At 53.7% G+C, this 20,951-nt stretch carries 21 protein-coding genes and 1 tRNA gene; 17 read left to right on the top strand and 5 right to left on the bottom strand.

Translation table 11 applies throughout. The annotated features are described in order from the left end of the window. The 10 genes from J1781_RS05780 (at nt 1) to dkgB (ending at nt 9,124) form a co-directional block, all read left to right on the top strand. A complete protein-coding gene (locus J1781_RS05780) occupies nt 1–444 on the top strand; it encodes an acyl-CoA thioesterase (RefSeq protein ID WP_129955013.1) in 444 nt (147 codons plus the stop codon). Beyond that, the gene (locus tag J1781_RS05775; protein WP_217220534.1) at nt 441–1,046 is read left to right on the top strand and encodes a LolA family protein; all 606 of its coding nucleotides are present in this window, start codon (nt 441–443) and stop codon (nt 1,044–1,046) included. Before J1781_RS05780 ends, J1781_RS05775 begins: the two co-directional genes overlap by 4 nt. After that, nucleotides 1,036–3,342, top strand: coding sequence for an MMPL family transporter (locus J1781_RS05770; RefSeq protein ID WP_217233314.1), 2,307 nt, complete (start codon nt 1,036–1,038; stop codon nt 3,340–3,342). Before J1781_RS05775 ends, J1781_RS05770 begins: the two co-directional genes overlap by 11 nt. Continuing rightward, on the top strand, nt 3,339–3,914 hold the full coding sequence (locus J1781_RS05765; RefSeq protein ID WP_217233313.1) for a DUF3261 domain-containing protein: 576 nt from the start codon (nt 3,339–3,341) through the stop codon (nt 3,912–3,914). The genes J1781_RS05770 and J1781_RS05765 overlap by 4 nt, the downstream gene beginning before the upstream one ends. Before the next feature lies 1 nt (nt 3,915). Then, on the top strand, nt 3,916–5,088 hold the full coding sequence (locus tag J1781_RS05760) for a beta-ketoacyl-[acyl-carrier-protein] synthase family protein (RefSeq protein ID WP_217157909.1): 1,173 nt from the start codon (nt 3,916–3,918) through the stop codon (nt 5,086–5,088). Further along, nucleotides 5,085–5,564, top strand: a complete 480-nt coding sequence (locus tag J1781_RS05755; protein WP_217233312.1) for a hotdog family protein — start codon at nt 5,085–5,087, stop codon at nt 5,562–5,564. Before J1781_RS05760 ends, J1781_RS05755 begins: the two co-directional genes overlap by 4 nt. Next, nucleotides 5,561–6,292 carry a 3-ketoacyl-ACP reductase FabG2 gene (locus J1781_RS05750; RefSeq protein WP_129955018.1) on the top strand — a complete coding sequence of 244 codons (732 nt, stop codon included), beginning with the start codon at nt 5,561–5,563 and terminating at the stop codon, nt 6,290–6,292. Before J1781_RS05755 ends, J1781_RS05750 begins: the two co-directional genes overlap by 4 nt. After that, nucleotides 6,289–7,518 carry a beta-ketoacyl-ACP synthase gene (locus tag J1781_RS05745; RefSeq protein WP_129955019.1) on the top strand — a complete coding sequence of 410 codons (1,230 nt, stop codon included), beginning with the start codon at nt 6,289–6,291 and terminating at the stop codon, nt 7,516–7,518. Before J1781_RS05750 ends, J1781_RS05745 begins: the two co-directional genes overlap by 4 nt. A gap of 2 nt (nt 7,519–7,520) precedes the next feature. Next, nucleotides 7,521–8,207 carry a 4'-phosphopantetheinyl transferase superfamily protein gene (locus J1781_RS05740; RefSeq protein WP_217220524.1) on the top strand — a complete coding sequence of 229 codons (687 nt, stop codon included), beginning with the start codon at nt 7,521–7,523 and terminating at the stop codon, nt 8,205–8,207. Between the two features lie 113 nt (nt 8,208–8,320). After that, the gene (dkgB, locus tag J1781_RS05735) at nt 8,321–9,124 is read left to right on the top strand and encodes a 2,5-didehydrogluconate reductase DkgB (RefSeq protein ID WP_217233318.1); all 804 of its coding nucleotides are present in this window, start codon (nt 8,321–8,323) and stop codon (nt 9,122–9,124) included. A 41-nt stretch (nt 9,125–9,165) separates the two neighbouring features. Here dkgB and yafC read toward each other — a convergent pair whose 3' ends face one another. Further along, nucleotides 9,166–10,062: a DNA-binding transcriptional regulator YafC gene (gene yafC / locus J1781_RS05730; RefSeq protein WP_129992256.1), complete on the bottom strand. Its 897-nt coding sequence runs from the start codon at nt 10,060–10,062 to the stop codon at nt 9,166–9,168. A gap of 106 nt (nt 10,063–10,168) precedes the next feature. Here yafC and J1781_RS05725 point away from each other — a divergent pair, with 106 nt between their 5' ends. Continuing rightward, the gene (locus tag J1781_RS05725) at nt 10,169–11,344 is read left to right on the top strand and encodes an MFS transporter (RefSeq protein WP_217137911.1); all 1,176 of its coding nucleotides are present in this window, start codon (nt 10,169–10,171) and stop codon (nt 11,342–11,344) included. Between the two features lie 194 nt (nt 11,345–11,538). Beyond that, nucleotides 11,539–12,339, top strand: a complete 801-nt coding sequence (locus tag J1781_RS05720; RefSeq protein WP_129955023.1) for an endonuclease/exonuclease/phosphatase family protein — start codon at nt 11,539–11,541, stop codon at nt 12,337–12,339. A gap of 87 nt (nt 12,340–12,426) precedes the next feature. On the opposite strand, the gene mltD is transcribed toward J1781_RS05720, so the two are convergent. Continuing rightward, entirely contained in the window at nt 12,427–13,812 is a 1,386-nt protein-coding gene (gene mltD, locus J1781_RS05715) for a murein transglycosylase D (protein WP_129955024.1), read from the bottom strand. 69 nt (nt 13,813–13,881) lie between these two features. Then, the gene (gloB, locus tag J1781_RS05710) at nt 13,882–14,637 is read right to left on the bottom strand and encodes a hydroxyacylglutathione hydrolase (protein ID WP_129955025.1); all 756 of its coding nucleotides are present in this window, start codon (nt 14,635–14,637) and stop codon (nt 13,882–13,884) included. A gap of 43 nt (nt 14,638–14,680) precedes the next feature. On the opposite strand from gloB, the gene J1781_RS05705 reads away from it, so the two are divergent. Next, a complete protein-coding gene (locus J1781_RS05705) occupies nt 14,681–15,406 on the top strand; it encodes a class I SAM-dependent methyltransferase (RefSeq protein WP_217233311.1) in 726 nt (241 codons plus the stop codon). Nucleotides 15,407–15,547: 141 nt separating this feature from the next. Here the strand turns inward: J1781_RS05705 and rnhA are convergent, their stop codons facing one another. Beyond that, the gene (rnhA, locus tag J1781_RS05700; RefSeq protein WP_129955027.1) at nt 15,548–16,015 is read right to left on the bottom strand and encodes a ribonuclease HI; all 468 of its coding nucleotides are present in this window, start codon (nt 16,013–16,015) and stop codon (nt 15,548–15,550) included. 271 nt (nt 16,016–16,286) lie between these two features. On the opposite strand from rnhA, the gene aguB reads away from it, so the two are divergent. The 4 genes from aguB (at nt 16,287) to J1781_RS05680 (ending at nt 19,296) form a co-directional block, all read left to right on the top strand. Further along, on the top strand, nt 16,287–17,171 hold the full coding sequence (gene aguB, locus J1781_RS05695; protein ID WP_129955028.1) for an N-carbamoylputrescine amidase: 885 nt from the start codon (nt 16,287–16,289) through the stop codon (nt 17,169–17,171). Nucleotides 17,172–17,174: 3 nt separating this feature from the next. After that, a complete protein-coding gene (gene aguA / locus J1781_RS05690; RefSeq protein WP_129955029.1) occupies nt 17,175–18,260 on the top strand; it encodes an agmatine deiminase in 1,086 nt (361 codons plus the stop codon). Nucleotides 18,261–18,342: 82 nt separating this feature from the next. After that, nucleotides 18,343–19,080 carry a DNA polymerase III subunit epsilon gene (gene dnaQ / locus J1781_RS05685; protein ID WP_129955030.1) on the top strand — a complete coding sequence of 246 codons (738 nt, stop codon included), beginning with the start codon at nt 18,343–18,345 and terminating at the stop codon, nt 19,078–19,080. A 139-nt stretch (nt 19,081–19,219) separates the two neighbouring features. Further along, nucleotides 19,220–19,296: transfer RNA gene (locus tag J1781_RS05680), tRNA-Asp, on the top strand. Between the two features lie 83 nt (nt 19,297–19,379). On the opposite strand, the gene J1781_RS05675 is transcribed toward J1781_RS05680, so the two are convergent. Further along, the gene (locus J1781_RS05675) at nt 19,380–20,882 is read right to left on the bottom strand and encodes an NCS1 family nucleobase:cation symporter-1 (protein ID WP_217220863.1); all 1,503 of its coding nucleotides are present in this window, start codon (nt 20,880–20,882) and stop codon (nt 19,380–19,382) included. Nucleotides 20,883–20,951 lie beyond the last annotated feature (69 nt).

Here is a 20,951-nt window from a genome sequence, read left to right as displayed (position 1 = left end):
ATGACTTCCAAACTTGATCCGCGTTTTAACGATCCGCGATTTTCTACCTGCGTTGAAATCACGGTTCCTTTCCACGACGCAGATGCCATGGGCGTGGTCTGGCATGGCAACTACTTCCGTTATCTGGAAATTGCGCGCGAGCAGCTACTCAAGCAATTTGATTACGGTTATCGTCAGATGCAAGCATCAGGTTATGTCTGGCCGATTGTTGATACCCGCGTGAAATATATTGCGCCGCTGCTCTTTGAACAGCGTATTGCCGTTCATGCACAGCTGGAGGAAATCGAAAACCGTCTGCGCATCGGCTATCAGATTTACGATATCGAAAGCGGTAAACGTACAACGACAGGCTATACGTTGCAGGTCGCAGTGGACGCTGTCTCCAAAGAAATGTGTTTTGTCTCGCCGCAGGTTCTTTTCGATAAAACAGGAGTCAGCCTGTGAAGGTCTTACTGCTACTGGCTCTGACGATTTTCAGCGTCACAGCTAACGCTGTGACGCTGAAGGAATTACAACAGCGCTTCAGCCAGGTGCCGGTACTCCGTGCTGAGTTTGCGCAGCAAAGAACCATCAGCGGGATGGCACAACCGCTCAATTCCAGCGGGAATCTGCTGATTGCCCGGCAGCAAGGGCTGTGGTGGCAACAGGAAAAACCGTTCACCCTGACATTATTGCTGACTGAAAACCGCATGGTCCAAATCATGGCGGGGCAATCTCCGCAGGTGGTTACGGCGGACACCAATCCGCAGATGTTCCAGTTTAATTCATTGCTTAGCGCACTGTTTCACGCTGACCAACGGGCGCTCGGACAGAACTTCTCGCTTAATTTTACTGATCTGGGTAAAGGCGCCTGGACGCTTGTTCTGACACCAAAGGTCTCACCGCTGAACCGTCTGTTCCGCAGCATTACGCTCAGTGGCGAAACCTTCCTGAACAATATCGATATTAATGATATGCAGGGCGATGCCACGCATATTCGTTTCTTCAATCAGAAGACCACACCCGCCACGCTGACTGATGCAGAGAAACGCCATTTTGCCTCCTGATCTTCATCGAAAACTGGCGCAAAGCTGGCTGCTGATTATTGCGCTGCTGGTTGCAGCGCTGTTCTGGTTGTTACCACGCAGCCAAATTAACAGCAGCGTGCTGGCGCTGTTGCCGCAGCAACAGGAAACCCCTATTCCACAGGCATTGTCTGACGGCTTTACTCAGCGGCTGGATCGCCAGCTGATGTGGCTGGTCAGCCCTCCGCCGGGTGCCGGTATTCAGCCCGCCGCTGACTGGCTGAAGCAGTTGCAGGCGCTGCCTCAACTGAGTCAGGTGCAGGGACCGATGGACGTTCAGCGTCAGCAGGAGTGGGGCACTTTCTTCTTCAGGCATCGTAACGCCTTGCTTGATGATGCCACCCGTCAGCGTCTGACGGCAGGCGCGGAGACACAAAGTCAGTGGATCCTCGGTCAGGTGTATTCCGCCTTTTCCGGCGTCAGCGGCAAAGAGCTGGCGAATGATCCGTTATTGCTGGTCCGTGCCTCGCAGATGGCACAGCAGCAGAACAGCGGCGGCATGATGCTGGAACAAGGTTGGCTGATGGCCCGCGATCAACATGGCCGCAACTGGTTCATGGTACATGGCGAGCTGAAAGCATCTTCCTATGACATCACGTCGGCTAAACAAACCGTGGCGGCTCTTGGAGCGGCGAAAGAGGCTTTTGAAGCACGCTGGCCGGGTGCAAAAGTGCTTGAGCGCGGCACGATTTTCTACAGCAATTATGCCAGCCAGCAGGCTGAGCACGATATTTCCACGATTGGGGCTGCGTCAGTCACCGGCGTGTTTATACTGATCTTACTGATGTTCCGTTCGGTCCTGCCGATGCTGCTCAGTTTACTTTCAATCGCCATCGGCGCACTGTCAGGCACGGTATTGACCCTGTGGGTATTTGGTGAAATCCACGTGATGACACTGGTGCTCAGCACCAGCATTGTCGGTATTTCTGCAGACTACACACTTTACTTCCTGACCGAACGTCGGGTGCATGGCGATTCCTGCACACCGCTGGAAAGTCTGAAAAAACTGTTCCCTGCATTATCAATGGCGCTGCTTACCACGGTGGTGGCCTATCTGATGTTACTGATTGCACCATTTCCGGGTTTGCAACAGCTGGCAGTTTTTGCCGCTGCCGGGTTGAGCGCCGCCTGTATCACCGTGATGTGCTGGTATCCGTATCTGTCGAAGCGTTTACCGGTCGGCTCCGCACCTGGGCTGGCGATTATCATGCGCTGGTTGCTGGCATGGCGCAGCCGCAAAGCGGTACGCATCGGTCTGCCATTACTGATATTAGTGCTGGTAGCGGCCGGAATTTCACGGCTGAAAATCAACGATGACATTGCGGATCTTCAATCTCTTCCGGCCGGTTTACAACAGCAGGAACAGCAGATTGCTGCACTGACCGGACAAACTAACGATCAGAAATGGCTGGTGGTATACGGTGACAGCGCCGAGCAGACGCTGCAACGACTTGAAACATTGCGGCCCGCGCTCATCCAGGCGAGAGATAAAGGCGTAATTGACGGTTTCCGGGCGATAAACCTGTCTTCGCAAGCCCGGCAGCAGCGGGATTTATCTCTGCTACGCCTGCGTGCGCCGCAAATTATTGCACAGTTGCAGCAGGCGGGGATCACGGTGGCGGAACCGGATCTCAGTGCGCAGACGGTTGATGTGCCGGAATGGCTTAATAGCACAGTCAGTGAAGGCTGGCGTTTATTGTGGTTGTCCTTACCGGACGGGCGCAGCGCCACCCTTATTCCGGTGAATGGTGTGCATGACAGCGCCGCCATGGTGGCGCTGTCGGCGTCTGTACCGGGAACCGGCTGGATCAATCGCAAAACTGAATTCAGCGGTCTCTTCTCTCAGTACCGTATTTATCTGACCGGGTTGCTGGCCCTCGCCGTGGCGGTCATTGCGATCATTTATCTCTGGCGTTTTCGCCTGCCCCACGGGTTTATTTGTCTGATTCCGACCTTACTTTCCCTCGGGATGGGTGTCGCGGCGCTGGGCTTTAGTGGCCATAATCTTAATCTGTTCTCCCTGCTGGCACTGATTCTGGTTCTGGGGATCGGCATCAATTACACCCTGTTTTTCACCAATCCACGCGGCACACCGACGACGTCCATGTTTGCCATTTTTATGGCCGCCGTTACCACGCTGCTGACTTTCGGTATGCTGGTTTTCAGTTCAACACAAGCCATCAGTAGTTTCGGCATCGTACTAAGCTTTGGCATATTAACGGCATTTCTGTTGTCACCCCTGACTCTGCCGGCCAAAAAACGAGGACGTAAAAAATGACCCGGTTTAGGCTGCCTGCGCTGGCCCTGTTGATTTTTATGTTGGGCGGGTGTGCGACAAATCCCCCTTCAGATACACAGCCACAAGCCTGGCTGAAACGCGGCGTGCAGGTGAAATTACCCGCACCCACCCTGGATAAACCGGTCAGTCAGCAGCAGTTACTGACGGCCACGGTGAAAGGTAAACAACAGTCCTTGCTGGTCCTGCTCAATGCTGACGGAAAATCGTTACAGCTTGCCGGGCTTTCTCCTCTGGGGATCCGGCTGTTCAAAGTGGTCTACGATCAGACAGGGATCCACACTGAACAGACGATGAAAATTGATGGTTTACCTCCAGCAAATCAGGTTCTTGCCGATATTATATTGAGCTACTGGCCGGCGCAGAGATGGCAACCCCTGTTGCCTGCAGGCTGGAAACTTGACGATCAGCCGCTGCGCCGCACGTTACTGGATAACGAAGGCAACACGATCACCCGCATTGACTATCTGCCACAGGGCCGCGGACGTCGGCCGGTGTCGATCACGCAGATGGCGTTTCACTATCAGATAACTATCCGGAATGTGGGTGACTAACATGATTTACTTTTCGGCCGTCGGCATGGTGAACGCGCTGGGAAACAACAATGCGCAAATCGCTGCCAGCCTGAAATCAGGCTTTGCGCCGGGAATGTCGTTGCAGGAAGGCTGGCTGACAGAGGAACGGCCCGTCTGGCTCGGTGCGGTGACCGGCGAACTGCCTGCGATCCCTGGCTCTTTGTCAGCGCACCGCAGCCGCAACAACCAGTTGCTGTTGGCTGCGCTGGCGCAGATTGATCCCCAGGTGCAGGCGGCTGTCAGCCGGTACGGACGCGATCGTGTCGCGGTCATTATGGGTACCAGTACGTCGGGCATTGCTGAAGGCGAAAACGCGGTGCGTCATCTTCACCGGCATGGGAAATTCCCGCAGGGCTACGATTACCAGCAACAGGAGCTGGGCGATCCTTCACAGTTTATGGCGGAACTGCTGGATCTCAGTGGTCCGGCTTATACCTTATCCACGGCCTGCTCATCCAGCGCGAGAGCGATTATCAGCGGGAAGCGCCTGATCGACGCCGGGCTGGCCGACGCCGCCCTGGTGGGTGGCGCTGACAGCCTGTGCCGGATGCCAGTGAACGGCTTCAACAGCCTGGAATCTTTATCCCGCGGGCGCTGTACGCCGTTCGGGCAAGACCGGGATGGCATTAATATTGGTGAAGCCTCGGCGCTGATCCTGCTGACCCGTGAGCCCGCAGACGTCGCTTTACTGGGCACGGGCGAGTCGTCCGATGCGTGGCATATGTCTGCACCGCATCCGGAAGGCCTCGGGGCTGAACGGGCAATTCGTATGGCACTGGCGCAGGCCGGGCTGAGTGCGGCAGACATCGGTTATATTAACGCCCACGGTACCGCGACACCTCTTAACGATCAGGCGGAAGCCGCCGTCATACATCGGTTATTTGGCAACCAGACACCGTGCAGTTCGACCAAGCATCTTACCGGCCATACGCTGGGTGCGGCTGGCGCGACAGAGGCGGCGCTGGGCTGGCTGATCCTGACACAAAATCTCAAACTGCCGTCACAGGATTTCAGCCTTACACCACGCGATAGCTGTTTGCCGGATATACGGCTGGTACAAAAAGACGAAGCGTTGGCGAAGCCCGTTATCCTTTCAAACTCGTTTGCCTTTGGCGGGAATAATGCCTGCATTCTGATCGGGAGGCCGTCATGAGCATGCTCAGCGCGGGTCAATATCTGCCGCATGAATCACCCATGGTCTTACTGGATAAGGTCATTAGCGTCACAGCAGAGACCGCGCTGTGCAGCGTTGTGGTGTCCGAAAACAGCGTGCTGGCACCGTTTCTTAATGAGCGGGGCGCATTGCCCGTGTGGTATGCGATCGAACTGATCGCGCAAACTGTCGGTGTCTGGAGCGGCTGGCACGGCGCGCAAAGTGGCGAACCGCCGCAGGTGGGCATGTTGTTGGGTGGCAGGGCTTTGAAAACCAGCGTGCCGGAATTCGCGGCAGGCAGTGAATTATTCATCAGCGTCTTAATGGTGTTGTGCGATGAAAAACTCGCCAGCTTCGAAGGCGTGATCTGCATTAAACACGAAAAAGATAACCTGCAGGTTGCAAAAGGAAGGCTGAATACCTACCAGCCAGACAAGGACGAACTCATTAAATTAATTCAGGGGAAACAGGAATGATGCGTTCGGTATTAGTGACCGGTGCCAGCAAAGGGATCGGCAAAGCCATTGCGAGTCAGTTAGCCGCTGATGGTTTTTTTGTTGTCATTCATTACCACAGCGATAAAGCAGGGGCAGAAAATACCCTGCAAAACATCACTGACAACGGCGGCAGGGGTCGAATTGTGCAGTTTGATATCAGCAACCGCCAGCAGTGTCGGGACGTGATTGACGCTGATATTGAGGCGCATGGCGCGTACTACGGCGTGATCAATAATGCCGGGATCACCCGTGACGCGGCATTCCCGGCACTGACCGACGAGGACTGGGACGGTGTGATCCACACTAATCTCGACAGCTTCTACAATGTCTTACAGCCCTGTGTGATGCCGATGATCGGCTTGCGTCAGGGCGGGCGTATTATCGCGCTTTCCTCGGTTTCCGGCATTACGGGGAATCGCGGACAGGTTAACTACAGTGCGGCCAAAGCCGGTATTATCGGTGCCTGCAAAGCATTGTCACTGGAACTGGCGAAACGCAAAATCACCGTAAACTGCATTGCGCCGGGCTTGATCGACACCGGCATGCCTGATATGGAAAAACCGGCGCTCGATGCCGCAATGAGCATGATTCCGCTCAGGCGGATGGGCCGGGCGGAAGAAGTCGCCGGACTGGCAAGCTATCTGATGTCAGATATCGCCGGTTATGTGACCCGACAGGTGATCTCCATCAACGGAGGCCTGATATGACCCGGCGTGTAGTCATTACCGGCATGAAAGGCATAACAGCGTTCGGTAACCATTGGGACGAGATTTCCGTCCGCCTTCAACAGGGTAAAAACGCTGTCCGCCACATGGATGAATGGCTGATTTATCAGGGGCTGAACACACATCTGGGCGCACCGGTGGATGATTTTGTTATCCCGGCGCATTACACCCGCAAGCGCATCCGTTCAATGGGGCGCGTGTCCCTGCTGTCAACCCGTGCGGTGGAGCTGGCGCTGGAGCAGGCCGGTCTGCTGGAAGACACGATTCTTACTGACGGCGAAACCGGTATTGCCTTCGGTTCATCGACCGGCAGCACCGGCCCGGTCAGCGAATTTGCAACCATGCTGACGGAAAAGCATACCAACAACATTACCGGTACGACTTACGTACAGATGATGCCGCACACCACGGCGGTGAATGCAGGCCTGTTCTTCGGCCTGAAAGGCCGCGTGATCCCGACGTCCAGCGCCTGTACGTCGGGCAGCCAGGCCATTGGTTATGCCTATGAGGCCATTAAACACGGTTATCAGACGGTGATGGTGGCCGGCGGTGCGGAAGAACTTTGCCCGTCAGAAGCTGCCGTGTTTGATACGCTGTTTGCCACCAGTCAGCAAAACGAACACCCTGAACTGTCGCCGCGCCCGTTTGATATGCAGCGTGATGGCCTGGTGATCGGCGAAGGTGCCGGGGCGTTGATCCTCGAGTCACTGGAGCATGCACAGGCGCGCGGCGCGAAGATTTACGCCGAGATTGTGGGTTTTGCTACCAACTGCGATGCGGCGCATATCACTCAGCCGCAGCAATCAACGATGCAGATTTGTATTGAAAAAGCGCTGAAAAATGCCGGTATTCCTGCTTCCGAAATCGGGTATATCAGTGCGCATGGTACGGCCACCGATCGCGGTGATATTGCGGAAAGCCATGCGACTGCTGCGGTGTTTGGCAATCAGACACCTATTTCGTCGCTGAAAAGCTACTTTGGCCATACGCTCGGTGCCTGCGGCGCGCTGGAAGCGTGGATGTCGCTCGAAATGATGCGCGAAGACCGCTTCGTACCGACCATAAATCTGACGCAACCGGATCCGCTTTGCGGTGAACTCGACTACGTGATGGGCGAATCGCGCCATATTCAGACTGAATTTATTCAGTCGAATAACTTTGCCTTCGGCGGAATTAATACCTCTTTAGTTTTCCGTCGCTGGCCTTAACGATGAACCGGGCGCAGCTCATTACGGCGTCGCTGGATGACAACTTTTCATTGTCACGTGTGCCCGCGCAATGGCTAATGAAAAGTGAAGGAATGAATCCTGCCCGCCGCCAGCAATGGTGCGCGGGCCGGGCGCTTCTGGCCGAAGCGCTGTCAGTTTTCAGTGGTTGTGACAACTTACCCGCCATGCAGATTTCCGCGCAGGGAAAACCGTATTTTGCGGACGCCTCCCTGCCACACTTTTCTCTCAGCCACAGTAAACATCATCTGCAACTGCTGCTGTGTCCGGCGGGTGAAGGCGGCGGCGATGTGGAGCAAATTCGCCCGCGCCGGCGTTATCTTGACGTGGCACGCGCAGCATTCAGTGATATCGAATGTCAGTGGCTGGTGGAACAGGCCGACCCGCAGACGGCGTTCTGGCAGTTGTGGTGTCTGCGTGAGGCATGGCTCAAACAGCAGGGTGGAAGTGTGTGGCAGATGGGCCGGATCCGCCTCGAACCGGGCCATCAGCGTTTTACTGCTGAATCTTCAGCGGACTGCCGTTTATGGTTCGCTGCGGATGGAAACGTGATGCGGGCGCTGGCGTTGCCTGCGGGCGTTTCTGAGGTAGAGGAATACAAGGTTGATGCTGCTTCCGGCGGTTTTCTCCGGCAGGTTTCACTGCCCTGGGCCCGCTTTTCCCCCTCCTGATTATTGCACTCTGGTCAAAAGTCTTCTGGCGATACGGTCGTTTTTATCCATGAATGCGCAGTCCATACTCTCTCCACGATTTATCCTCCAGAAAAATTTAAAGAGAGAACATGATGAGTATTCCTGCCTTCGGTTTGGGGACATTCCGCCTGAAAGATGAAGTGGTAAAAGCGTCTGTTGCCACCGCCGTTGAACTGGGTTATCGCGCCATTGATACCGCGCAGATTTATGACAACGAAGCTGCGGTGGGTGAGGCACTGGCTGAAAGTGGCGTTGCGCGTGAAGCGCTCTATATCACCACCAAAATCTGGATTGAAAATCTCGCTGCTGACAAACTCATCGACAGTCTGCAAGAAAGCCTGCGCAAACTGAAAACGGATTATGTTGACCTGACCCTGATCCACTGGCCGTCCCCGAATCAGGCCGTCAGCGTAGCAGAAACGATGCACGCGCTGGTTGAGGCGAAAAAGAGGGGGCTGACACGTGAGATCGGTATTTCCAACTTTACCGTAGCGCTGATGCAGGAAGCGATCGACGCGGTGGGCGCGGATCAGATTGCGACCAACCAGATCGAACTGTCGCCGTTTCTGCAAAACCAGACCGTGGCAGATTTCGCCCGCCGGAACGGTATCGCCGTGACATCTTATATGACGCTGGCTTATGGCGATGCGTTAAAAGATACGTCGATTATCGAGATTGCCGCCCGACATCACGCAACGCCTGCTCAGATCGTTCTGGCCTGGGCATTGCAACTGGGTTACGCGGTGATCCCCTCGTCGACCCGACGCGAAAACCTGCAAAGCAACCTGCTGGCACAACAACTGACGCTGACAGAGGCCGATATGCAGCAAATTGCGGCGCTTGAACGCAATGGCCGACTGGTCAGCCCTGAAGGTCTGGCGCCTGCGTGGGATTGATGTCTTTGCTCCTTTTCCTTCACCGGGGAGGGAGCCAATGTTTAAACCCCGCGGGTTCCCAGCTTTTCACTGAGAAAATCAATAAAGCACCGGATCCGCGTGCTGACGGTTTGATCGCTGTAATACACCGCATGCAGCGGCATGGCGATGCGCATAATGTCCGGCACCAGCAGTTTCACCAGGTCACCTCGCGCCACATCTTCATCGGTCATAAAATCCGACAGACAGGCAATGCCATTACCTTGCAAACACAGCCTGCGCAGCGTTTCCCCGCTTCCTGAACTGATAAAGGGGGTGACCGTCAGTTGCTGACCATCGGCGCACAGCAGCGGCCATTTATTCAGCGCCATCACTTCGTTAAAGCCCAGGCAACGGTGATCCAGCAAATCATCGGCGCTTTGCGGTGTTCCCCATTTTTTCAGATATGCCGGCGAAGCCAGCACGCTGCGATAACTCAGCATCAGTTTGCGGGCCCGCAGGCTGGAATCTTCAAGCTCACCAACGCGGATCGCCACATCCACTTTATGATCGATCAGATTGATATTGCTCTCCGACGAGAACAGTGCCAGTGACATCTTCGGGAAACGTTCGGTAAATTCCGCCACCAGCGGCGAAATGACATGTAAAATGACCGGTGTTGCGGCATCGATGCGCAACAGCCCCTGAGGATCGTCGCGGTTCTCCAGTAAATCATCTTCAGCCGCCGCCATTTCATGCAGGATTTTTTGTACCCGGACAAAATAGCGCTCGCCTTCATGTGTCAGGCTGATCTGACGTGTGGTGCGGTTGAGCAGGGTAATGCCCAGTTTTTGCTCCAGCCGTTTCAGCGTCCGGCTGACCACGGAATTATCCTGTCCCAGTTGTTCTGCGGCACGGCTGAAACTGCCACTTTCTACCACGGTCACAAACGTAATCAGCTCTTCAGAACTGGCTCGCATTGTTGTTACTCCGGCATAAATAAATTGATACTTTGGTTATTTATGTCATTTAAGCACAAGCCGATAATAGCCGCCATCAAATCGACATTCATGTGGAGTAAAGGTTATGCCGCTTGCATTATTAGCACTGACCATCAGTGCATTTGCTATAGGAACAACAGAGTTTGTTATCGTCGGGCTGGTGCCGACTATCGCGCAGCAACTGGGCGTTTCTGTCCCGTCCGCCGGTTTGCTGGTGTCCATTTATGCTCTCGGCGTGGCGACTGGCGCACCGGTTCTGACCGCGCTGACCGCCCGCGTGCCGCGTAAAGCGTTACTGATAGGCCTGATGGTGCTGTTTACGCTGGGCAACCTGCTGGCGTGGCAGTCACCGAATTACAGCACGCTGGTGATAGCCCGCCTGCTGACCGGCCTGGCGCATGGCGTTTTCTTCTCAATTGGCTCGACCATTGCCACCAGTCTGGTGGCAAAAGAAAAAGCCGCTTCTGCGATTGCGCTGATGTTTGGCGGTCTTACTGTTGCGCTGGTGACCGGTGTGCCACTGGGGACATTCATCGGCCAGCATTTTGGCTGGCGCGAAACCTTCCTCGCGGTGTCGCTGATTGGGGTTATCGCCATTATCGCCAGCGCGATCCTGGTACCGAATAACATCAAAAACAAACCGGCGGCGCGTATTGCTGATCAGGTAAAAGTGTTGATGAATCCGCGTCTGTTGCTAATTTACACGATTACCGCGCTGGGGTACGGCGGTGTATTCACCACCTTTACATTCCTTGCACCGATGATGCAGGAACAGGCTGGGTTCTCAGCCAGCATGGTGAGTTGGATCCTGCTGGCGTATGGTGTGTCAGTGGCCATCGGCAATATCTGGGGCGGCAAACTGGCTGACCGTCATGGTGCCGTTAAAGCGCTGACGATTATTTTTGCCGCCCTCACCGTGCTGTTGCTGATTTTCCAGTTCACTTCAGGTTTCGGTATTCCGGCGCTGATCACGCTGCTGGTGATGGGGGTTTTCGCCTTCGGCAACGTACCGGGATTGCAGGTTTACGTGGTGCAGAAGGCCGAAGAGGTGACGCCAAATGCCGTCGATGTGGCTTCCGGACTGAATATTGCGGCCTTTAACGTCGGTATCGCCCTGGGGTCAGTGATTGGCGGGCAGGTGGTTTCTACCCTTGGCCTGGCGCAAACGCCGTGGATCGGTGCAATCATCGTGGCGGGTGCACTGCTGTTTACCCGCCTGAGCGGGCACCTGGACCGCAAACCTACGACTTCGCCAGCCTGATTTTTCTTACATTCTGTGTCTGCACGGCTCGCCTCTGGCGAGCCGTTTTTATGAGTTATGCTAGCCTGTAGATGTGACCAGGATGTATACCAATGTAAACAGATTTGGTCTGAGCGTCTGCGGGCGTATACTGAACTTTCGCGTGGGAATCTCTCTCATAAAGCAACGATATAACGGGTAAACAGGCGATTAGCGTGCGGAAAAAAACATATGCAATGAGGTATGTCGCAGGTCAGCCCGCAGAGCAAATCTTTCCAGGAGTCCTCGCTCATTTGGGGCCAGATTTGCCACCGGGTGCTGCGCTGCCCAATTCGAATATTTTGCGCGTGATGGTGTGGAATATCTTTAAACAACAGCGTGCTGACTGGTTGTCAGTTCTGCGTGATTACGGCAAAGATGCGCAACTGGTTTTGCTTCAGGAAGCCCAAACCACCCCTGAGCTGATTCGTTTTGCGACTTCCAATTATCTGGCCGCCGATCAGGTACCGGCATTTATGCTGCCTCAGCACCCCTCTGGCGTGATGACACTCTCTGCAGCGCATCCGGTTTACTGTTGTCCGCTGCGTGAGCGTGAGCCGCTTCTCAGGCTGTCTAAATCGGCTTTAGTGACGGTGTATCCGCTTATCGATGGCCGTTTACTGATGGTAGTGAATATTCATGCGGTGAATTTCAGTATCGGAATCGACGTCTACAGCAAACAGCTGGATCCGATTGGCGAGCAGATTGCGAACCACAAAGGGCCGGTGATCATGGCCGGGGATTTCAATGCGTGGAGCAAACAGCGTATCAATGCCCTGTTTGGCTTTGCGGGAAATATCCATCTGGAGGAGGTTCGTTTTCCTGCTGATTACCGCAAGCGGGCGTTCGGCAGGCCGCTGGACTTTATCTTCTACCGTGACCTCAGCGTCACCAGCGCGTCTGTGATGGAAACGCGCGCCTCGGACCATAATCCGCTGCGGGTTGAATTCCTGGCAGGGCAGCCTCTGGTACAGTAACGCTTATTTCGCTGGTTAAAAAATGCAGACAAAAAAAAAGCACCCGGCATATTCAGGGTGCTTTTTTATTGCCGCGACCTTTCACGATCAGGTATCAGGGCTCATTTTGTTGCTCAGGAACAACGTTAACTTGTTGCCCGGTTGCAGGTTGTCGGCATTCGTATTCCAGCGCATCACATCCTTGATGTTGACGCCGTGACGCCTGGCAATGCTCGACAATGAATCACCTTTACGTACCTGATAAGTGATACTGCCGCCATTGACACTGGTATCGCTGACGCTGTTATCCGCCACTTGCAGTGTTTGCCCAACTTTTAACGCGCCTGCTGAGCGCAAATTGTTCCAACGCTGTAAATCACGGGTCTTCACATTCAGCCGGGCTGCAATGCCAGATAAGCTGTCGCCGGAGCGAACCTTATACTGTTTTGCACCTGACGGAGTGTTGCTGGCCAGTTTGGTTTCCTGGACTGCGGCGATATCGCCATCAGCCAGTGAGTCTTTTAACTGGTCGGCATGCGCCTTCGGCAGAACAATGTAATGCGGGCCATTCGGCGCGGTCACATTTTTCTTATAGCCGGTGTTAAACGACTTGAGCTTGGTCAGGGACATGCCCGCCATCTCGGCCGCCTGGGTCAGTTGCATCTGTTGTCCGACTTCAACACGCGCCAGTGCACGGTCTTCACTCGGTTTCGGCAAGCTGATACCGTATTTCTTGCTGTGCTTGAGAATATCGCTAAGGGCTAACATTTTCGGCACATAAATCGATGTTTCACGTGGCAGCGCCAGCGCCCAGAAATCCGTTGAACGTCCCTTGGCTTTGTTCGCTTTCACCGCTTGCATGACACGGCCTTCACCGCTGTTGTACGCAGCAACGGTCAATAACCAGTCGCCACCAAACATCTTGTTCAGACGTTGCATCATATCAAGCGCAGCAGTCGTCGAAGCCACAACATCGCGGCGTCCGTCATACCACTGGTTTTGTTTCAAACCATAGTTTCGACCCGTTTGCGGCACAATCTGCCACAACCCTGCAGCGTTAGCTGATGAGGTTGCTTTGGGGTCAAAAGCGCTCTCCACTATGGGTAGCAGTACCAGTTCCATCGGCATATTACGTTTCTTAATCTGCTCGGTGATCCAGTACATGTACGGCTCTGCCCGTAATGTTACATCGTGGAGATAGCTCTTATTTTTTAAATATTTAACTCTTTGTTCGCGGATCCGGGGATTATCCGGAACCTTCATCTTCAGCTCGTCGCCTATGAAGTTCCACAAATTTTGTTGGGAGACGGCGTCGTTTCCATCCAGCCATCCCCCAGAGGCCGCACGGCCATCATCTGTGTACTGTCCTGCTTCACTTTGACTTGCTGAAGACAAACTCTGTGCATGTTGTTCCGGTACCTTCACGCCCTGCCTGGACGCCTGGCAACCTGTGAGCAACATGGAGGCGATTATTAAGATCGCGTTTGCCTTCATGTGTGTGTCATAGTTGCTTAAAAGACGAGCGATAATACTTTGCTTCGGAAAAAAACACAACCTTTGGGGCTAAAAGCTATCTTTGAGTGCCCTTAATCGGGCAAAAACCTGCCAGTCAGGTTTTAAGGGATCGTTAAGGTTTAATTTGTTTTGTAAATCAACGTCATCACATCGTAAAAAGAGATTAATTTTACGCTCAAGACCGAGGGTTGAAGGCAGGGAAGATTGTCCCTTTTCACGCATTTGTTGCACTTTGTGCTCATGAGAATGGATATCATCATCCTCAGGTAAAATAGCACGCGCAAACTTAAGATTTGAGAGAGTGTACTCGTGCGCAGCGCAGATTAATGTTTCATCGGGCAACGCCGCTAGCCGTTGAAACGACTGGTACATTTGCTCTGGCGTCCCTTCGAACAAACGGCCACATCCGGCGGAAAACATCGTGTCTCCACAAAAAAGATAAGGCGCGCTATAGTATGAAATATGACCAAGCGTATGACCTGGCGTAGCAAAGATCTGCCATTCCACACCGCCAATAACACATTTATCACCGTTTTTAAGACTAATCTGACGAAATTTATTCTCAGTTTCGTGAGGTCCGTACACTTTCAGACCCGGAAAATGGCTCGAAATCTCATCAACGCCTCCCACATGGTCGTGATGGTGATGTGTCAGAAGGATAGCTGTCGGGGTTAAATTCGCCTTTTTCAGTGCGGTTAAAACAGGGGCAGCTTCTCCGGGATCAACAATCACGCAATGTCCTTGCTGGTCATCGAGCATCCAAATGTAATTGTCCTGCAACGCAGGAATACTGATAAGATTCATGGCAACCTCTCTTTGGCAACTGCTTGAAAGAAGATAATAAACTATGCGACCAGCCCGCGCCCGTAAGACCATTGTTGCTCCGGCTTGCTGGGATGAGATCCCGTGCGGTGACTACTACCGTGCCGCGCTTGAGCAACAACTGCAACCCTGGTGGGGGAAACTCTACGGTTTCCACCTGTTGAAAATCGGCGCATTAAGTGCCGGAATCGATACGCAGGCTTGTCCAATCTCGCATCAGGTGAACTTCGCGCCCGAAGGCGAGGGGCTGCATGTGCGGGGGGATCCCTACTATTTGCCTTTCGCGGCAAAATCCGTGGATGCCTGCCTGCTCAGCCATACGCTGGCCTACGCGGACGACCCGCACCGCATTCTGCGTGAAGTCGATCGCGTACTGATTGATGATGGCTGGATGGTGCTCAGCACCTTTAATCCGCTCAGTCTGCTGGGGATAGGCAAACTGATGCCGCTCTTTCGTAAGCGTCAGCCGTACAGCAGTCGCCTGTTTACCCAAATGCGTCTGCTTGACTGGCTTTCGCTACTTAATTATGAAGTGATAGTGCACCGGCGTTTTCATGTTCTGCCGTGGAAAAAGAATGGCGGTAAATTACTGAGTACGCACCTTCCTGCACTGGGTTGCATGACGCTGATTATTGCCCGCAAACGGACCTTCCCGCTGACACCGACAGCGAAAAAAGTCACGGCGCAAAAGCAAAAAATCCCGCAGGCTGTGGGCGCGACGAAGAGTTACCGCAAAGAACACCGGGACTGACTGAGGCAGGAATTAACGAACAAGCTAAGGTCAGACAAGACGAAAACGGACGAAAAAACGCAGCTTATACCCGGTAGGTGTGCATTTTATCACCGTTTTCAACCGTCCTTTTTCATCGCAGAATAGCCAGCGCGCAGCCGTTTAATTCTCCGCCTGATAGCCCACATCATCCAGGGTCGGATTTCCCGCTGCTTCTTTAGCCAGTACATCACAGCGTTCATTTTCAGGGTGTCCTGCGTGACCTTTCACCCACATCCACTTTAGTTCATGTGTCTGGATCGCGGCATCGAGACGCTTCCATAAATCGACGTTTTTTACCGGTTTCTTATCCGCGGTTTTCCAGCCACGTTTTTTCCAGTTGTGGATCCACGACGTGATCCCCTGGCGTACATACTGGCTGTCGGTGCTCAATGTCACTTCACACGGCGACGTCAGCGCTTCAAGCGCCACAATCGCCGCCATCATTTCCATACGGTTATTAGTGGTCAGACGGAAACCCGCACTGAACTCTTTTTCGTGTTGCTTGTAGCGTAAAATCGCACCAAAACCGCCGGGGCCCGGGTTACCCAGGCAGGAGCCATCGGTGAAAATCTCTACCTGTTTGGTCATTTCTGGCAGGCTCTGTCATCAAAAGTAAACGCCAAGTTTGACATAAACCGGCGTACCGGGCACAGCACTATCTTGGGGTATAACTGTCTGAAAGAGAGACGAAGAGGTGCCTTTGGTGCAGGTTATACAGGCATTCACCACTCTTTTGGCTGGAGAGCGCTGTCATTTGCAATATAATAGGAAAATGCAGAGTGCCAGTTCAAAACTCTGAGCGAGTCGAGCCTTTCATGGTTTTTTCACTGCCAATTTTTCAATGCTTTAAGGATGTCTGATGAGAAATGTAACGGTTTCTGCAACACAAATGAGCTGCAGCTGGGATCTGGAAAAGAATATTGTTAACGCCGAAAAGCTGGTTCGCCAGGCCCATAACCAGGGTGCGCAAGTTATTCTGATTCAGGAACTTTTTGCTGCGCCTTACTTCTGTATTGATCAGAGCCCTGAGCATTACAGTCTGGCGCAAGAACTGACTGACAGCCCGCTCATTCGTCATTTCTCCGCACTGGCAAAAGAACTGGAAGTGGTGCTTCCTCTGAGCTTCTTTGAGAAGTGCAATAATGCTTATTACAACTCGCTGGTCATGATTGATGCTGACGGCAGTGTGCTGGATGTCTATCGCAAAACGCATATTCCTAACGGACCGGCCTATCAGGAAAAACAATTTTTCATTCCGGGCGATACCGGTTTCAAAGTGTGGAACACCCGCTATGCGAAAATCGGCGTAGGCATCTGCTGGGATCAATGGTTCCCGGAAACCGCACGTTGCCTGGCATTGCAGGGTGCGGAAATCATCTTCTATCCGACGGCGATTGGTTCTGAACCGGCGTATCCGGAAATCGACAGCCAGCCACACTGGACCCGTGTTCAGCAGGGCCACGCTGCGGCTAACCTGGTGCCGGTGATTGCCTCTAACCGTATCGGCACGGAAAAAAGCAAATTTATTCCTGATTATGAAATGACCTTCTACGGCTCTTCCTTCATTGCAGATCAAACCGGTGCGCTGGTTGAACAAGCCAACAAAACCGACGAAGCTGTGCTGGTTCATACCTTTGATCTGGATGCTATCGCTGCACAACGCGCATCGTGGGGTCTGTTCCGCGACCGCCGTCCTGAAATGTATGGCGCCATCGCGACATCCGACGGTTCAACAAGGAAATAACTGATGTCTTCTATTGATATCAATCCTCAGGCTGAAGGTTTTGTGATGCCCGCTGAATGGGCCGCGCAACAGGCTGTCTGGATGATCTGGCCTTACCGCACCGATAACTGGCGCTCTAACGGGCGTCCGGCACAGCTGGCTTTCGCCAATGTGGCGGCAGCGATTGCGACTCAAACGCCAGTATTTATGGCGGTTCCGGCAGCAGAAATGGCCAACGCACGCGAAGTGATGCCGGCGCAGATTACCCTGGTGGAAATGGAAAGCGACGACGCCTGGATGCGTGATACCGGCCCGACGATTGTGGTCAATCCGCAAGGCGAGCGTCTGGCTATCGACTGGACATTCAATGCCTGGGGCGGCTTCAACGGCGGTCTGTATTCGAGCTGGGAACGCGATCAACGGGTTGCCCGTCAGGTGGCGAACTATCAGCACATTCCCTATGTGTCGACAGACCTGGTGCTGGAAGGGGGGTCCATTCATGTTGACGGCGAAGGCACCTTGTTGACCACCGCAGAATGCCTGCTCAATCCGAACCGCAATCCTCATCTTTCGAAAGCTGAAATAGAAGCGCAGTTGCAGAAATACCTCGGCGTGAAGCAATTTATCTGGCTGGAAGACGGCGTGTTCAATGACGAAACTGACGGGCACATCGACAACATGTGCTGCTTTGTTCGTCCGGGCGAAGTGGCGCTGCACTGGACTGACGACGAGCAGGATCCGCAATACGCGCGTTCTGCGGCGGCGTTGAAAGTGCTGGAAGCGGCGAAAGATGCTCAAGGTCGCAGCCTGAAAATCTGGAAAATGCCCTCACCTCCTGTCATGCATGCTACTGCGGAAGAAACTGTCGGCGTGTTGCCGGGCACGGCCATTGAGCGTGTGGAAGGCAACCGGCTCGCGGCGTCTTACGTCAATTACCTGATCAGCAATAACCACATCATCTTCCCGCTGCTGGATGCGACAACGGATCAGCAGGCCGGGAATTTACTGGCTGAAATGTACCCTGAGTACAAAATCACCGGCGTTCCTGCCCGTGAAATTTTGCTGGGCGGTGGTAACATCCACTGCATTACACAGCAAATCCCTGCGTAAGCTAAAGTGCCTGGCACGAGATTTTATTTTCGTGCCGGGCAGATCGTTTCTGCAACTGACTGTCAGCGTTGGATAATGAGCCATGGATTTACAAAACACCTCTAACAGGATCGTCGTCCTCGATACCGAAACTACCGGTATGAATAAACTCGGCGTCCACTATGAAGGGCACCGGATTATCGAAATCGGTGCTGTTGAAGTGATTAACCGTCGCCTGACAGGGCGTAATTTCCATGTTTATCTCAAACCCGATCGTCTGGTGGATCCGGAGGCTTTTGGCGTTCATGGCATCAGTGATGAATTCCTCGCCGATAAACCGACGTTTGCCGACATCGCTGACGATTTTATTGAATACATTCGCGGCGGCGAATTGGTCATTCATAACGCAACGTTTGATATCGGCTTTATGGATTACGAGTTCGACATGCTCGGCCGTGACCTGCCGAAAACCGAAACGTTCTGTAAAATTACCGACAGCCTGGCCATGGCGCGTAAGCTGTTCCCCGGTAAGCGTAACAATCTCGATGCGCTGAGTGATCGCTACCTGATCGACAACAGCAAGCGTACGCTGCACGGCGCGTTGCTTGACTCCGAAATTCTTGCCGAAGTTTATCTGATGATGACCGGCGGCCAGACCAGCATTAAATTCAGCCACGAAGGCGAGCAAAATACCGGCGCGGACGGATTAGGGATCCAGCGCGTGGCGCGGCCAGCCTCCGGATTGAAAGTTATCGCTGCCACAGAGCAGGAACTGGCGTGGCATGAAGAACGTTTAGATTTAGTGGTTAAAAAAGGCGGTAACTGTTTATGGCGTTCGTAAGCCGCTTATCCGGTCTTTCGGATTGAAACGCACCAGACTGCGGAAAAACTGTGCGGTTGATTGAAAATATCAGGAAAAGCATTGACGTAAAGGCGGCCATTCCTTAATATCCGCTCCGTTCTTAACCAGAACACAGCGCGGAGCGGTAGTTCAGTTGGTTAGAATACCTGCCTGTCACGCAGGGGGTCGCGGGTTCGAGCCCCGTCCGTTCCGCCACTATTCAGAAGCCCTGAGTGAGAAATCACTCAGGGCTTCGTCGTTTCAGCCATCCTGGCTCTTTTCTTCCCTGATATAACCCTTTATTCCACTTCGGTTTTCATATATCCCATCGCCCCGCTGGCCGCACGATCATGGCGGGCAATATAGCGGTATAAGCCCCCGGCCAGAAACGCGCCGATAAACCAGCTGAAGTTCGCGACCTGATGCAGGCTCGGCGTAAAGCTGATAAACAGACCAATCGCCACCGCGGGCACCAGCGCGGCAATCGCTTTCGGGTTGAATCCGTTGCGATACCAATAACGACCCGAAGGCGTTGCATTAAACAGCGCATCCACATCCATATGCCCGCGCTTAATCAGGTAATAATCGGCCAGTAAAATCCCGAACAAGGGGCCGATGAATGATCCCAGCACGTCCAGCGTGTAGTGAATAATTTCCGGTGACTGGAACAGGTTCCACGGTGTCAGCAGAACAGAACCGACAGCAGCGATCATCCCGCCGGTACGGAAACTGATTTTCTGCGGTGAGCAGTTAGAGAAGTCGAATGCCGGTGAAACAAAGTTCGCCACGATATTGATACCGATGGTCGCGATGATCATTGTCAGCAGGCCGAGTGCCACCGCAACGCTGTTGCCGACGCGGCTGACGGTTTCGATAGGATCGGTGATCATCTGTCCGAACAGGGATTGTGTCCCTGAAACGATCACGACGGTCACAATCGAGAACAGCAGGAAGTTAAACGGCAGGCCCCAGCGGTTACCGCGGCGGATTTCGCCCATGCTTTTGCCGTAACGTGAGAAGTCGCCGAAGTTCAGCAACGGACCGGAGAAGTAAGACACCACCAGCGCTGTGGCGGTCAGCATCTCCCAGCCTTGCTGGCCGGCGGTCAGGGTTTTAGTCGACAGCGTGAAAGAGATATTGCTCAGGCCGGTTTTATACAGGATCCAACCCGCCAGCAGCAGCATAACGACATACACCGCCGGGCCCGCCACATCGATAAAACGCTTAATTGCGCTCATTCCGTGCCAGAACACCATCGCCTGCAATACCCACATGATGCCGAAACATACCCATCCCAGCGCCGACAATCCCAGCCAGTGCGGGAGGGTCATTGGCGTCAGCGACGGGAAGAACTTCAGCAATACCAGCATTAACGCGTTAGCCGCCAGATAGGTCTGAATGCCGTACCAGGCGAAAGCGATCAGCCCGCGGATCACTGCCGGAATATTCGCCCCGAACACGCCAAATGCCTGACGGCAAATCACCGCGTAAGGTACACCGGCCTGCTGGCTTGGTTTTGCCACCAGATTGGCACAAATCTGCACGATACAAATCCCGCACAGCAAACACAGCAAAACCTGCCAGCTGGTCAGGCCGAGCGTAAAGAAGCTCGCGGCTACAACATAGCCACCCATACTGTGCACATCGGACATCCAGAAAGAAAATATGTTGTACCAGCTCCAGTTTTGGTCACGCGTCGGTGCTAAATCATCGTTACACAGCTTCGGGCTGTAATAAGGTTTGATGATCCCGGCGCTCTGTTCAGATGGCGCCGTGGCGGAGGTGATTTCCTGATTTGGCATAAATCGTGCTCCTGTCATAAACAACATGTGAAAGTCGGAAGCCGGCTGCCGGCTGTCCAAAGTTAAAAA

It is taken from the genome of Rahnella perminowiae, assembly GCF_019049695.1.
Lineage (GTDB): Bacteria > Pseudomonadota > Gammaproteobacteria > Enterobacterales > Enterobacteriaceae > Rahnella > Rahnella perminowiae.
Note: the sequence above shows the minus strand (reverse complement) of the source record. Positions and strands in the feature narration are given on the sequence as shown.

Coding starts and splice junctions, on each gene's coding strand:
- J1781_RS05780 (WP_129955013.1), top strand. CDS start 1: ATGACTTCCAAACTTGATCCGCGTTTTAACGATCCGCGATTTTCTACC.
- J1781_RS05745 (WP_129955019.1), top strand. CDS start 6,289: ATGACCCGGCGTGTAGTCATTACCGGCATGAAAGGCATAACAGCGTTC.
- rnhA (WP_129955027.1), bottom strand. CDS start 16,015: ATGACCAAACAGGTAGAGATTTTCACCGATGGCTCCTGCCTGGGTAAC.
- J1781_RS05765 (WP_217233313.1), top strand. CDS start 3,339: ATGACCCGGTTTAGGCTGCCTGCGCTGGCCCTGTTGATTTTTATGTTG.
- dnaQ (WP_129955030.1), top strand. CDS start 18,343: ATGGATTTACAAAACACCTCTAACAGGATCGTCGTCCTCGATACCGAA.
- mltD (WP_129955024.1), bottom strand. CDS start 13,812: ATGAAGGCAAACGCGATCTTAATAATCGCCTCCATGTTGCTCACAGGT.
- aguB (WP_129955028.1), top strand. CDS start 16,287: ATGAGAAATGTAACGGTTTCTGCAACACAAATGAGCTGCAGCTGGGAT.
- J1781_RS05725 (WP_217137911.1), top strand. CDS start 10,169: ATGCCGCTTGCATTATTAGCACTGACCATCAGTGCATTTGCTATAGGA.
- J1781_RS05755 (WP_217233312.1), top strand. CDS start 5,085: ATGAGCATGCTCAGCGCGGGTCAATATCTGCCGCATGAATCACCCATG.
- dkgB (WP_217233318.1), top strand. CDS start 8,321: ATGAGTATTCCTGCCTTCGGTTTGGGGACATTCCGCCTGAAAGATGAA.
- J1781_RS05750 (WP_129955018.1), top strand. CDS start 5,561: ATGATGCGTTCGGTATTAGTGACCGGTGCCAGCAAAGGGATCGGCAAA.
- gloB (WP_129955025.1), bottom strand. CDS start 14,637: ATGAATCTTATCAGTATTCCTGCGTTGCAGGACAATTACATTTGGATG.
- J1781_RS05675 (WP_217220863.1), bottom strand. CDS start 20,882: ATGCCAAATCAGGAAATCACCTCCGCCACGGCGCCATCTGAACAGAGC.
- J1781_RS05705 (WP_217233311.1), top strand. CDS start 14,681: ATGCGACCAGCCCGCGCCCGTAAGACCATTGTTGCTCCGGCTTGCTGG.
- aguA (WP_129955029.1), top strand. CDS start 17,175: ATGTCTTCTATTGATATCAATCCTCAGGCTGAAGGTTTTGTGATGCCC.
- J1781_RS05740 (WP_217220524.1), top strand. CDS start 7,521: ATGAACCGGGCGCAGCTCATTACGGCGTCGCTGGATGACAACTTTTCA.
- J1781_RS05760 (WP_217157909.1), top strand. CDS start 3,916: ATGATTTACTTTTCGGCCGTCGGCATGGTGAACGCGCTGGGAAACAAC.
- yafC (WP_129992256.1), bottom strand. CDS start 10,062: ATGCGAGCCAGTTCTGAAGAGCTGATTACGTTTGTGACCGTGGTAGAA.